Below are 14,128 nucleotides of genomic sequence, written 5' to 3' on the forward strand. Positions count from 1 at the left end.
GCGGTAGATGGTGCGGAAAATGCAATTTACGTTGTGATGGCCCGCCTGATTTGGATGGATGCGCAAGGTTGAATTGTGTTCGCCCGCAGCGTTTTAGAGGATCAGTGCGTACATTGCTGCCAGTCGGGTTAGGGATCCAGTAGATGTATTGCCTCTCAACGGATTTGCGCATTCGAACAAGTCTTAGACGTCGGCTGCTTGCTCCGAGGTGGGAGCTTCGCAGACCTCCTACGTCCCGAGTCCCATTCGGCGTGCGTGAATGGGATGGCTAAACAAGCGCAGGTAGGCTCTTGGGACGCGCGGCTGCGGGTTTCTTGTTCACTGCGGCGGTCGTTCGTCGTAAGCCGCACTGCTTCGCGGTTGTCATCTGTAGGTCAAACCAGGCGGCGAGATGTGCGCTCATAGTTGCTGCAGGTACAGACGCAGCGCCTGCTCGACGAGTGCGCTTCGACTGCCAGCGCCCCAATCGGCAGCTAACTGGTCGAGGATCGCCGCGTCCGAGTTAATTACGCCCGCGAGCGGAACCCGAGATAGCGGTGCGCTGTGCCGCCTGCGCGTGGGCCTTCCCGCCTCCGCGCGTCTAAACATGCCTGTGCCCGCTGTCGCGGCAGCGGCTGACCAGTGCGCCTTCAGGTCGTCGGCGTGCTTTTCGACCGCATCGAGTACGACCTGTCCGTAAGAACGCGCTGTTGTAGGGTTTGCGCCCCGTTCTTCAAGCGTGAGCGTCCGGAGAGCGCTGTAGACCTCGTGTGGCAGTGCCACTTCAGGTGGAGCTACACGAACTGCGTTTGCCGTCGATTCTCGTTTTGTGTTCCTCCGCCGCGCATCTGCCCGACGTGGGGTGACGGTTTGTCTATCGTCGTTGACTTCGGACACAGCTTCATGTGAAGCGGCTTCTCCGACGGCGGAGGGGCTAGTCTCTTGCGGACTCGGGGCTGGTTTGTCGCTCGCCGCAGGTTCGTCTTCGACGACAACCGAAGTGCCTTCCACGGCTACATGAGCCTCGTCCGCCCCCACGATCGCTAGCGCTTGGGGTTGCTCCTTGCGGGGAGGATCGGACTTTGCGGGCCCATCAGCGGTGTTTCGGCCCTCGCTTGCCTTCTGATGGTCGGCGTCTGCATTCTCAGCCAATTGCGGAGCGCTACTCCCGCCAGCCGCAGCGGCATCACGGACTAGGTTGAGGGGCGGAAGTAGGTCGTCAAGATCGTTAAGCGCGTTCGGATCAAACGCGGCACGCCGTTTCCTTGTGCTCATGCGGCACCGCCTGCAACCGTGTCACGTTCAGCGTTTGCAACACGGCTCAAAATCTCGCGGGTAAGCCCCTGATAGTCCAACGCAAGGCCGGATGGATCTCGCGACCACAACCGATCACTGGACTTGCCTTTCTGACGTAGCCTTTGCAATCGACTCTTCTGGTCTGATTCGGCGACGTCCACGAGTTCCAATGGAGTGAGATGGCGGGTCCGCAGGTCAACCGCAGCAGCACGGTCAGATCGAATGAATGTCTCGAACGGGTCCGCGCCGCTGCCTTCGAGGAGATCGTGTACCTGCTCGAATACCTCACGGTTGCGCGCAGTTGCGCGGGGGTTCGTGTCGAAAAGGACCACGCCCAGCAGCTGAATCAACGACCCGGCTTTCCGTGCTTTTAGGTACCGCATCGCTAACAGTTCGACGCCAGACAAGCTGGCGTCATCGTCCTTCGTGGGGACGACGAGGTAGCGGGCTGTTCCTAGCAAGGCTTCAAGGAGTGGTGCGTCACCCGGTCCGGAATCAATAAGCACCAGATCGTAGTTTTCAGCGTCGTTCAGATCGTTGAGTGTTTGAGTCAGATTGCTTCGCAGATCGATTCCTGTTTGTGCGGCGGTCGCTGCGACGGATGCGACGACGGCCAGTGCTGGCCCGCCAGCGATGACATCCAGGTTTGGGCGGACATCCCGAACGGGGGTAAGTGCCTGCGCGAATTGCAGCGTCATGCTGAGACCGCGTCCACCGTCCCCTTCGACTCCCAGGTCGGATGCCGAGACGTTGGCCTGCTGGTCCGCGTCTACGACTAGTACGCGCCTTCCTGCGGCGGCGACCATGCCCGCTACGGCGGAGACGATTGAGCTTTTGCCGACGCCGCCTTTCTGGTTGGCGACCAGCACTGTCCGAGAGGTTCCGGTTGTCGTCACCCGCATGAAGGTACCGGAGAGCTGCAAGTCACGGGTCCTGCGACACGCGCTGTTCAACGACTTTTTGTACGGACGTCACAGCGGCTTTTTGGTCGGTCGTGAAAACAGCTGGCTGTCAGGTCGTTCGGCCGATCGGAGGTACAGCCACTGCCTCGACATTTTCTACGTACTTGCCACTGGCTTTGGTTGCAGCCCGACCACCGTCAAGGTGTGGTGCTTTGGAACTAGCCGACAGAACAGCGTTGCGCACAGCCAAACTACGGTCCGGTTGCACGTCTGGTCACGCGGACGTTGAGCATGCTGTAGCTGCGGCTGCAGATAGAGACTTAGGCACAGACTGAAAACCTGCCTGTGATACAGACGTTGTGATGCACATATCAACGTCCATTTGGTTGGACGCTGCACCGACCCTCTAAATAACTGTAATTACAGTCCTGCGTGCGGATCGGGATATGGGCGGTTACATGGACATAACAATGAGCGCATCACTGCCCAGTGATATGGCAACATGACCGGCCAGTTGCAGCACCCGTGCTACGTCCTATATTCAGCCCTTTCGTATGACCATAGAGATGGGAATCTATATGGAAGTGAGTATGGTCTTAGGTATGGCGATCCGTTTGGGAGCAAGCAAACCAGCAGCTCAGGAGCACTAACCGGTACAAATTGTAGCACCGCCGGAAGGAGCGGAGCCAGGTCGAATGCGCCACCTCCAACTCCAGAGAATCGCGGCTTCGGCGAGACGTAATCCTGGAACCCTCCGCGCCGCAAGATCTAGCTCACCCAGCGCGCCCCGGATGCCGCAGGCGACAACTGAGCGGGGGAAACAGAATGCCAATGCCAGTCATATCTCGTCGCGAACTCTACTTTGAGCGGGTTCGTTGGCGGACAACTAGAACCGCACATCCCCACGATGATCACTGATCGCAGACTAGTTAGATCATTTCGGACAACGACTGGTGCCAGGTACCTCCGGATGAGAATGACGAGACGGTCTACACCAACGACGGCGTTTTCGGTTCAGCGCATCAAACTTGCGCACCCAGTTAGTGGAGATACCAAGCAGCAAACCGAGAAGACAAGGTTGATACGCGCCAGAGCGTCGGTTGACTAGAGGCGAGAGCTGCGCAGATAAACTCCGACAACCGATGAGTTAGCTTCGAAAAATTGGGACGCTACTGCTGTACGCATGGGCATACGTATGGCGGTCTGTATGGGCTTGAGTATTTGTCGCCCGGAGCGGCGATCGCGACCCCCAGTCGAAGCGTGCTTACGGCTACGAAGCGCGCACCGGCAGGACCTCCCGGCGAAAGGTTACGGCCATGTTGCAGCCCGTACGTAGGTGCTGGCGTATCGCCTAGTGTATGGCCTTGCATATGGGCTTACAAAAAGGATGGTAACCATCTGTATACATGCGGCAAGCGAGACCAAGCGGTAAATTCATGTGGGGCGCTGGACCAGGGGTCGCGTCGGATACATACCGTCACAGTGACGAATCATGCGGCTTATCGTCCAACTGCCTGCTAGCACGCCTTCACTAACAACCCTCTCAGAGCCATCGTGAGCGACGCGATACTCTCCGTTGATGTAGGCGCCGCCGCGCGCTCTCGTCCTGGGGGACATATGATTCCGGCACCGGTCAGATTCTGATCGGGTCTGGCGCGCCGCCATTTTTTTACAGGTGTGGCGTGACTCGATAGTCGCCTGTTCGTCGACACGATCAGCAGCAGCGTCCGGCTTCGGGCTTTTGCATGCGATGCCTATGCGAAGTGGTGCGGCCGGTGCCGGGATGCGTGATGCCGAGCCGGCTTCGCAACGTCGCATTCACGCTTGCTCGGATGCACCCCAGCCACACAGGTAGTGCGGCCCTGGTAGGTTTCACGGCCATTCCGCGGCTGATACCTGAAATACGCGTCTAACCGCCTGAAACCCCCAGCTCATACCTCAGGCAACAGATCGTTGTTACTGACACCGGCTGGAAACTGCGCTGACTGCGTTAGGAACGCCGCAAGTCAAGCGATTCACATTCGGTAGCAAACATTCGTCCAGCACCACGATGTTCTTGGGCTCTTTCCATCCAGTCATGGTCACCCATGAGTTTGTGGATGTTGGCTACGCAAATTGCATTTTCCGCGCCGTCTACCCCGAAACGCCAGTTCAGCACGGTTTTCACTCCGTAAAGATGTCGGAGACGTGCGCTAGGCTGCGCGAATGGACTTTCGACCAGCCCGAATGCCTGCAGCAGGCAAAGCAGAGCCGGTATCGACGGCCGTGGAGCCCGAGATTCCGCCTGCCGTGGCCAAACGGATCGAAAGCGCGGTGCAGTCGTCCCGCTCGGAGGGCACCCAGAGGACGTACGCGACTGCATGGCGCCGCTTCGCCGCCTGGTGCGAGCGAGAAGGACACATCGCGCTGCCGGCGCACCCGGTCACCGTCGCCGCCTACCTTGTCGATGCCGCCGATAACCGCACCGAGACGGGGGAGCGGGCCTACGCTGCCGCCACCTTCGGCACGTGGGTCGCGGCGATCAACTCTCGGCACCGCGCCACGGGGCACCTGTCCCCGACAACTCATGAGTTGGTGACCGCGACCTTGTCGGGGATCCGCCGCGAATACGCGACCTCCGGCGACCGCCCGCAGAGTCGGCGGGCACCGCTGCTGGTCGACGACATCAAGATCCTCGTCGAGACGGCGCGGGAGCGCTGCCGCGGCTGGGCCGACGACGTGCTCGAACGCCGGGACTCGGCGATCCTGCTGCTCGGGTTCGCCGGCGCCTACCGCCGCAGCGAACTGTCCGATCTGCAGTGCGGCGACGTCACGCTGCATCGCCTCGACGGCCTGCACATCCGAATGCGGAAGTCGAAGACCGACCAAGAGGGGAGGGGAGCGGTGAAAGCACTGCCGTACACCGACTCCCACGAGACCTGCCCGCCCTGCGCCTACGTCCGCTGGGTGCAGGTTGTCGCCGCCTACGACGTTGGCGGACGCCCATCCGTCATCCGACTGCTGCGGGCACGGGAACCGTTCGACGGCCACGTGTGCCGTGCGGGAACAACCCGCACCGCCGCCCGGGCACCGCTGCTGCGAGCGGTCCTAAAGAACGGCAACCTCAGCGCCACCCCGCTGTCCGGGGCGGCGATCCACAAGACTATCCGGAGGCGCGCCGCGCACGCCGGCTACGATCCCACCGCCCTCACCAGGCTCGGCGGACATTCGCTGCGCGCTGGGTTCGTGACCCAGAGCACCCGTAACGGCGCTGACGGCCATGCCATCGCCCGCCAGACCGGACACGCCCGACTCGATTCCGTCGAGGTGTACCGCCGCGAGCACGCGCCTCTGATCGGCAACGCAGTTATTGACATCGGGCTCTAAAAGCCTACAATGCGTTGCCTTTCTGATGGCCTTAGCGGGCTAACTGTAGGATCTGCGCAACGCAGAACTGTTCCCTCTTGGCGCAATCGAAAGGCGGTGTAGTGGCTGGTTCAGTGGCCTATACGGTAGACCACGGCTCGGTATGTGCTTCCGGTCACTTGCTCGACGATGCAGACGTCAAAGCAATTGCTGACGATGTGCAATCTATACTGCGCGATGACACCGGTGTTCAAGAAGCACGCGATGCACTCGCAGATTTGGCAACGACAGATTTTGCTAGCGATCGGCTACAGGCTCTGCTCGCAGCTCCCAGCTCCTTCGATGAGTGGAGGGTGGGAGAAGCACTTGCTGAACGACACCTTACAGAGGAGGTCGGGTGCATGTTTCCGTGGCCAGATAGTCGTTCTACCCGAAACCCAAATAGCAGCAGCGGTGGTGTCGATCTCATTGGCATCCATGCCGGTGATCGAGTCCGGTTCGTTCTCGCCGAAGTCAAGACCAGCCATCAGCAAGCATGGCCCCCTAGTCTTCTGACGAGCCGCACACATGGGCTGCACACTCAGCTGTCCGGACTGAACGCGGGTGACGCACGAAGCAGATGGGCCATTCGGTACCTCGCGCTGAACTCGGTCGGCAAGCCATGGCATGCCGACTTTCGCAAGGCGATGGTGACTTATCTAGCAAATGGGTTGGACGTCGTCCTTTACGGCGTCCTCATCCACGCAACTGAGCCAAACCGCGCCGATTTACGAGCTCAGGCTTCCAGCCTCTCGCGCACGGTCGTGAATCCGACGACTATGCAGCTGATAGCAATATATCTGAAGGCCGAACATCTAAGTCTGCTCGCTGCTGCACCGGTCGTGCTGGAAACCGCAGCATGACGATTTCCCGTGAGGCAATTACCCGCGTCAACACGCACTGGGTGCTCGAAGCGATTGGGCGCGACCGCGTAAACGCAGCACATAACGCTGCGAGCGAAATGTACGTGAACTCAAACCTAGGGCGGCAGCTTCATCTGAATCAAGAGCAGAATCCTAACGCTCAGGCCCTTATAAAAGACGTGGCGTTCGCCTATGAAATTGTGGCAAGTGAAGGAATCGACGCGCTTGCAAACGCCACGACGGAAGGCGACGTTGCGGAGGCTGCTGCCTACGAAGCCTTCAGCCTCCTCCGGGCTCTTCCGCTGAACCTTAAATCGATGGAAGCACTTGTCCACCAAGTTTTGCAACTTGGTGCGCTTGCTTACTGTTCGGACCGGTGGGCGGAATTCCGTGCGTGGATGCGCGAGCGCGATGTGCATCCCGAAATTTTCCAAAGCACAGAATCCTGGGACTCGCGTGTGCTACGCGACCTTGGACAGGTTTGGACCCGTCTTCTGCGTAAAGATGGGTGGGGCGACCTCGAAGGAGTTGCGGAGATAGTCGCACGTCTTCGCGCTGAGCAAAGCGAGAACGAGGGGCTGCTGTTCAACGCGGTATCTCGTCCCGAGGACCTGCAATCCGCCGGATGGCGCCTCGTTGCGCTGTACCACTGGGCCAAATTATCCGAAATTGTGGCCACCTACCTCATGCAAGGTGAACCAGCGGATATCGCGACGCAGTTGGACTATCACTTCGATCGGGCAATCTCCGCAGCGCAGCAGTCTGCGGACCCCGCATTCGTCGTCGTTCTTCAGTGGCAGCGCGCGATGGCTCATCGCATGGTTGCCGGCGCACTGTGGTCGGTAACCAGACTTGGGCCAGCAGTTCGCAGCATCGTCGAGTCTGCTACTCGATACCGTTCAATGTTCGAAATGCTGCCCCCGCAGCGGATAGCTATCCAAGAACAGGGCCTACTAGATCCGGCAAGCGCCGCGGTAGTCGTCGACCTACCTACCAGCGCCGGAAAGACAGTGCTAGCCGAATTTAAAATTGTCCAAGCGGTTAGCCAATTCAAACAGGATAAGGGATGGGTAGCCTATGTGGCTCCGACTCGCGCTCTAGTTGCTCAACTAACGCGACGTCTGCGCCGCGATCTCGAACCTGGCGGAATCCGAGTAGAACAATTGACCTCTGCGGTCGAGATTGATGATATCGAAGCGGGAATGCTTAGCGAGTCGTCCTACGACGTTCTCGTCGCAACACCTGAGAAGTTGCATCTTGCGATTAGAAACGCTGCTGTATCTAGACCACTTGCATTGCTCGTACTTGATGAAGCGCACAATATTGAAGACGCGGATCGTGGTATTCGGATCGAACTCCTTTTGGCAACTGTAAAACGTGACTGCACTCAGGCGAACTTTTTGTTGATGATGCCTCACGTGCCAAACGGTAATGACCTTGCCCGATGGCTCGCGCCCAGAACAGGGAAGAGCATCAGCCTGGCCACCACACCCTGGCAACCGAACGATCGCCTGATAGGTCTGGTCTCCGTCGTCCCGCCCATAGGAGGGAGAGGCCGTCAGTGGGGGTTGTCCTTCGAACCACTGCTTACTAGCGGCTCGTCCATGAAGGTTTCCGGACGGTATCGTCTTGGCGACGCACCACAACTGGATCGTACCTACTCGAATATCAAGGAAAACCTCACCGGTATCGCCGGGGCTTCCGCGATCACGCTATCCGAACGTGGAACCGCAATCGTAATCTGCCCAACGATCCCGACTGTATGGAAGATTGCCGAAGAGTTGTCCATCCAGTTGCCCGAATCGAAAGACTCGGAAATTTCGTTAGTGCAACGTTACTTAGCCACAGAAGTCAGTCCAGACTATAGTCTAATACGATTGCTAGATCGCCGAATTGGCGTCCATCACGCTGGACTGTCCGATGAAACCCGAGCGCTGATGGAGTGGCTGGCCGAGCAGGGAAAGCTGCGGATTCTAGTGGCGACCACGGGGCTTTCGCAGGGGCTGAATTTTCCCGTTACATCAATACTACTCGCTAGTCGAAACCTGCCCAGCGGGAAGTTTAACCGTCCTATGAATTCTCGTGAATTCTGGAACCTGGCTGGCAGGGCTGGCAGGGTTGATCAAGATAGTATTGGGTTTGTCGGGATCTCCAGCAAAGCGGGAGATCGAGAGTCTCACGCCGAGTTTCTGTCCAAACAGGCCGACAACCTCGTCTCGCGATTGGTAGTTCTTCTCGACGAACTCGAGGATGCCGGACGACTTCTTAACTTGGAACGCTCGCTTTACAACGATCAATGGGCGGACTTTCGCAGCTATGTCGCCCATCTCTTCGCGCAGAAGAAGAATCTGGATGCGGTGCTTTCTGAGACTGAGCTTTTACTCAGAAACACCTATGGATATTCCTCCCTGGCAGAGGCAAGTCCTGCCGAGCGACAGAAAGGGTTCAGGCTCCTTGAAGCCACGCGCTCCTACGCGGCTGAACTCGCCGAGAACGTTGAAACGGCGACCCTCGCAGACAGCACTGGCTTCACACCTGAAGGAATCCGTTCGGCGATGGGTGAGATGCGGAGGATGAACAAAGCACTCGACGCAAGTGATTGGCAACCAGACAGCCTGTTTGGAGACGCTGGCACGAGCGCCCTACCCGAGTTGATGCGCGTAATGCTCCAACTGCCGCAAATCCGAGACAGCATCGACGAACTCGCCGGTGTGGGCTCCGGCATTGGCGATCGCGCGTCGAAAATCGCGACCGATTGGGTTGCAGGCGTGTCTCTTAGGACTATTGCAGAGCGTTACTTCAGCGAGGAATCGACGCCAACTGCGGCCTTGACAGCAGCGACGAAGGCGATCTACCGGAACCTGGCGACTGCCGGAACGTGGGGGATCTCAGCCTTGTCTAAACTACCCACCAGCGGGATCGACTTCGAAAACGTCAACGAATCCGACCTACGGAGAATAAATCTGTTAGGAGCGATGCTCTACCACGGTGTCGACACTGAGGCAGGTGTCGTCATGCGTATGAGCTCGGTTCCTAGAACTGTGGCGAACTCGCTCGGTGAGGAGTTCGCTCGACACCGCGACGCGGGGTCGCTCCGCCCATCAGACGCTCGGGTGTTCTTATCGAAGCTCAGCGACGCCGAATGGAACCGGCACGTTCCTCGGGGATCGCTCTTGGCCGGATCCGACCTAAGAGACATTTGGCAGGTTCTCTCTGGAGCTTGATTGACCGGCACAGCTGGCCAGCCGTTTGATCAAGAACTCCGCGACGGGTAGGCGAAAGCTAGATCGATGGGTCTGCGCCTCGCGGTGGCCTCTGGTTGCCGAGCCACTGTTGACAGTGCGGTAACTGTGCTTACCAGCCGCGGCTCAAGCGCGATCCAGCTAGGGTACGAATGCACATCGGCGACCGGTGTGCCTTCACCGCGGGCGCACACCCTGTGCTGTTCACCGTGTGCGACGTCCGCGGCGACGGGTTGGTGTTGGTGAACCACCCTGGATCTGATGGAGACCTGGTTCAGGCCACGTCGCGGTCGGAGGTGGCTGTCGACTCGACCACCATAGGCATCCCTGCCAACCTTCGGAAATTTTCTTTGCGGACGGGGCGGGCGGAGAAACCGGTCGGCGCTGTGATTGCGCGCAAGACACCACAGGTTCGCTACATGTGGCTCGCGAACGAACGGATGTGTCAACACAAGCGTGTTCGATACGCGTACCACTGTGTGCAGATCCGTATCAGTGTGATACTTTTCGACGCATGGCAACCATCCTCGATCGGATCGTCGAATTCACGGCGGACCGCCGCGGGTACATCACCACACGTCAGGCGAGGCATATTGGTATCGACCCGACTCAGCTCAGGTTGCTGACGGCTCGGGGTCAACTCGAGCACCATGCTCGCGGGGTCTACCGCGTTCTTTCAACGCCAACCGCAGCTCACGACGACTTGGCAGAAGCGGTCGCGTGGTCGCTCGGACGTGGTGTCGTGTCCCATGCGTCCGCGCTGCACCTGTACGGACTGCTCAAGGAGCGCCCTACTCCAATCTGCATCACCGTTCCGCGCGATAACTACCCACGATCGGCAGGATCGGACCGCTATCGTATCCGCCGTAGGAATCTGAATGCTTCCGACGTCACTGAACATGTCGGCGTTGTAGTTACGACCATCGAACGCACTGTGCGTGATTGCGCTGCCGACGGTATGGACATTGACTGCTTGACGGGGGCGATCGATAAGGCGGTCTCGGTCGGTCTGCTCGATCGCAAGACTGCCCTAGAGCTGAGGGGTATTCGCTGGCCAGAGCCGGAGAATCTTCGATCCGCCGCTCTCGTGCGGCTCCGACATCAATCCGTGGACGCAACAACTCCGATGTCACCGTCCCGGTTGGCCGTGCTCAGCTCGTTCATGCGGATCGCTGTGGTCGACGGTTACAGCGGGGTGACGATGCGTGGCTTGGCGGGCGCTCTCAACATGAAGGCGCCGAGCCTGTACAGCCACTTTCCCGGGGGCCGTGACCAAATCGCCGCCGAAGCATTGCGATGGAACTGCTTCGCATTCGCCCAGAGTGCGGTGCAAGCGGTCGACGGCATCAACGATCCGAACGAGTTTTTCGATGCACTAGTGCGCAACCATGCACTGCAGCAGTTCGCACTGGTTCAGAATGACATCTTCGACCTCATCGTTGCGTCCGACAGAATCACGGGAACTACTCTTCCCGAGAGCATCCGCGATGAGGTACTCGACCTGTCGGACGTCTACCGCCGTACGTTGTTCGCCGCCATCCGAGATATCGGCTTCGTCGGTGAGGTCGCTCTCGTGGGGGACATCGCGATCACGGTGCTCGACGGGGTGAGTTCCTGGACGCGTAATAGCCCTGGCATGACAGATGACGCTGCTGCGGATGCCGCGCTGACTACCGTCCGAGCTGTACTTGCAGCGCACTCGACCGCAGAGGAACTCCGCAGCGCCACGTAACTAACCTTCCTGTGCCCCGACTCGCAAGCCCCGCGGACGAAGCCAGGATCGAGCTGCATCCCTGCTCGTTGCGGCGTCGCGCCACATCTCGTTCGGTTCCGGCGACGGGCGGCTCGTACGCCGCTCGTTACGCCGCTGTAAGAAGCTAACGAAAATTAGCCCATACCGTTTCATTCGGTGCTAAGTTCTGAACTACCAGAACCCCAGCGGACGCCGTCGACCGAGCTGGTGGGGCTCAGTGAAACAACCCCGTCAGGGGACAACTTGACCGAGCGCGACTCATAACGTCCAGAATGGATTGAATTTGATTCCACCTCAATTCCCGTCCGCCCACGAAGCGTAGGCAAGTACTCGATCTTCCGCTACGCGGAGTGCCACGCACCTCGTATCGGCTGACCTCCAGGTCTGATCGAATATGCTGCTGTCTCCGGTTGCAGTACATTCTCGCACCACGATCACGCCACAGGTCCCGGCCGCGAATCTTCGACGCTGTAGGCGACTGGCATTCCTCTTCAGCCGGCATCGACGGCGTCAAGAGCTCTCGGCCACAGGTGCCCAGTTTTTGCGCGCTGACCAAATGCACTCGAACCACAGATCGAAGTAGGCCCCGAGCCTGCTCCTCAGAAAGGAAGACATCGATGAGCACTGTTGCTGAACAAGATTCGCGAACCATCATCAACCTCAAGGGACGGCATGCGTTGGTGACAGGCGCCGCGTCCGGCATCGGCGCAGCCACGGTCGATGTCCTCAAAGCTGCTGGTGCAACAGTCGTGGGAGTCGATCTCACAACCCCTACCTCGACATCGGCCGACGCATTCGTCGAGGGCGACGTCACGGACATCGCGGTGCGAAGTCGGGCACTGGATTTCTTGGCATCAGCACCGAAAGACGCCATCCTGGTCAACAACGCTGGAATTGCACTTCAGCGGACCCTTTCGGACACCACACCTGACGAGTCACGGCAGGTCTTCGAAGTCAATGTGTTTGCGCCGCTGTTCTTCACGCAAGAATTCGCCTCGCGGGGGTACGAAGGAGCGATTGTCAATCTCGGTTCGATCATGAGCTTCGGCGCCGAACTCGGAACCGGTGTGTACGCAGTGTCGAAAGCCGCTGTCGTGAACTTGACACGACTCGCCGCACTGGAATACGGGGGCAGGATTCGAGTCAACGCTGTATGCCCAGGGTCCATTCGAACCGAAATGGGTCTGGCATCGTGGATCGGCCACCACAGCGAGGACATGGTGGAGTCACGACTGTCCGCCATTTATCCGATGGGGCGAATCGGGCTACCCACTGAAATAGCCCAGGTCATTGCATTCCTTTCCAGTGACCTCGCAGCATTCGCCAATGGAGCGGTGTGGACCGTCGACGGTGGGCTCACTGCCGCAACTGCCGAGCGCGGTCTCGAAGTGCTCTGACATCGCAGGAGTGACGAAACCCCACCACTCGCTACGAACAACCCACTTCGGGTGAAAAACACCGCTGTCGGACGGTCGAGACGACAGACACTCATGAAAGAAGGGTTACAGACAATGGACAATTCATCGGCTCACCGAGCAGGCGAGCTTTCGAAGACCGGCAAAAGAGTGCTGTGGGCTTCGCTGACGGCAGCAATTCTCGTGACGGCGGCGTGCAGCACCGGGGCGCCATCCGATTCCGGTTCAGGAGTGGGTATTTCGGCACCATCCGCCCTCCCACCGTTCGTCTCATCGGCCGATGAGAGGCAACCGACCAACTTGCCTCGCAGCATCGGATTTCCGCAGTCCACCACGAATGAATACGACAACGATATCGCCACCGGTCTACGAGCTGGTGCCGCCGACACTGGGATGGAACTTCAGGCAGCGGTAAGCGATGGCGATCCCCAACGCCATACGCAAATAACCGACCAGTTCCGGACCTCCGGTGTCGGCTCGATCGTGACGAGTGTCCTCGATCCGGCTGCGCAAGAACCTGGTCTGCTCGCCGCCATCGAACAAGGCATGGCTGTCCAGACAGTGGTCATGGGCCCATCGACGTCGACAGCCAACGCACCTCAATACGAAATCGGAAAAGCGCTTGCGCTGGCTGCCCGCGATTTCATCGAGACCTCACTCAATGGTGAAGCGACGGTAGCGATTCTCAACATCGATTCTGTGGAATCTGTTCGACCGCGCTACCAGGCAATTCGAGACGTTCTCGGTGATATCCCCGGTGCGAACATCGTCGGAGACGTAGAGCCGGCAACACAGGACAGCCAGGCAGGGTACGAAACGACGTCGACTTTGTTGCAGAAAGATCCACAGATCGACGTCGTATTGGGCGAAGACTATTTCGGAGTCGGCGCCTTGGCAGCTATGCAAGCCAGTGGACGTGATTTGAGCAAGGTGTTCATCGGCGGAACGAACGCGTCGAACGAACCACGGGACAACATTGCCAAGGGAACGGCATACCGAGCGGTGGTGAGTACATCACCCGCAATCATGGCGTACTCGATGGCACGCCACGCGGCCGACTGGGTCGACGGCAAGGCAATTCCGCAGGGCATGTGCATCGTTCCGTTGGTACTCGATTCCCCAGCCGCGGTCTCTGCCTTCGAGAACGACATGAATGACCTCAAGGGCACGTACGAAAACCCCGAACGACTTTCGAAATACCTGACGTTCCTCGGTTCCATCTCCTACCAGACCCGAGATCAGTGGTTCACCGACACCTGGACGCCCACCACGTGCGGCGACCAGTAGACGAGAG

At 59.0% G+C, this 14,128-nt stretch carries 8 protein-coding genes; 6 read left to right on the forward strand and 2 right to left on the reverse strand.

The window, feature by feature from the left end; all coding sequences use genetic code 11:
• Positions 1-399: 399 nt before the first annotated feature.
• Positions 400-1,254: a ribbon-helix-helix protein, CopG family gene (locus ACFULT_RS22630; protein WP_378482569.1), complete on the reverse strand. Its 855-nt coding sequence runs from the start codon at positions 1,252-1,254 to the stop codon at positions 400-402.
• On the reverse strand, positions 1,251-2,177 hold the full coding sequence (locus ACFULT_RS22635) for a ParA family protein (RefSeq protein ID WP_378482672.1): 927 nt from the start codon (positions 2,175-2,177) through the stop codon (positions 1,251-1,253). Before ACFULT_RS22635 ends, ACFULT_RS22630 begins: the two co-directional genes overlap by 4 nt.
• A gap of 2,205 nt (positions 2,178-4,382) precedes the next feature.
• Here ACFULT_RS22635 and ACFULT_RS22640 point away from each other — a divergent pair.
• The 6 genes from ACFULT_RS22640 to ACFULT_RS22665 all read left to right on the forward strand — a co-directional run bounded on the left by ACFULT_RS22640 (position 4,383) and on the right by ACFULT_RS22665 (position 14,121).
• Positions 4,383-5,543: a tyrosine-type recombinase/integrase gene (locus tag ACFULT_RS22640; protein WP_378482570.1), complete on the forward strand. Its 1,161-nt coding sequence runs from the start codon at positions 4,383-4,385 to the stop codon at positions 5,541-5,543.
• A gap of 77 nt (positions 5,544-5,620) precedes the next feature.
• Positions 5,621-6,424, forward strand: coding sequence for a hypothetical protein (locus ACFULT_RS22645; RefSeq protein WP_378482571.1), 804 nt, complete (start codon positions 5,621-5,623; stop codon positions 6,422-6,424).
• Positions 6,421-9,648 (forward strand): DEAD/DEAH box helicase, encoded by a 3,228-nt coding sequence (locus ACFULT_RS22650; RefSeq protein ID WP_378482572.1) that lies wholly within the window; start codon positions 6,421-6,423, stop codon positions 9,646-9,648. Before ACFULT_RS22645 ends, ACFULT_RS22650 begins: the two co-directional genes overlap by 4 nt.
• Before the next feature lie 532 nt (positions 9,649-10,180).
• Entirely contained in the window at positions 10,181-11,398 is a 1,218-nt protein-coding gene (locus tag ACFULT_RS22655) for a type IV toxin-antitoxin system AbiEi family antitoxin domain-containing protein (RefSeq protein WP_378482573.1), read from the forward strand.
• 638 nt (positions 11,399-12,036) lie between these two features.
• Entirely contained in the window at positions 12,037-12,816 is a 780-nt protein-coding gene (locus tag ACFULT_RS22660; protein ID WP_378482574.1) for an SDR family NAD(P)-dependent oxidoreductase, read from the forward strand.
• Positions 12,817-12,930: 114 nt separating this feature from the next.
• Positions 12,931-14,121: a sugar ABC transporter substrate-binding protein gene (locus tag ACFULT_RS22665; protein ID WP_378482575.1), complete on the forward strand. Its 1,191-nt coding sequence runs from the start codon at positions 12,931-12,933 to the stop codon at positions 14,119-14,121.
• Positions 14,122-14,128: the final 7 nt, after the last annotated feature.

This window comes from Rhodococcus sp. NPDC057297, assembly GCF_042667435.1.
GTDB lineage: Bacteria > Actinomycetota > Actinomycetes > Mycobacteriales > Mycobacteriaceae > Rhodococcoides.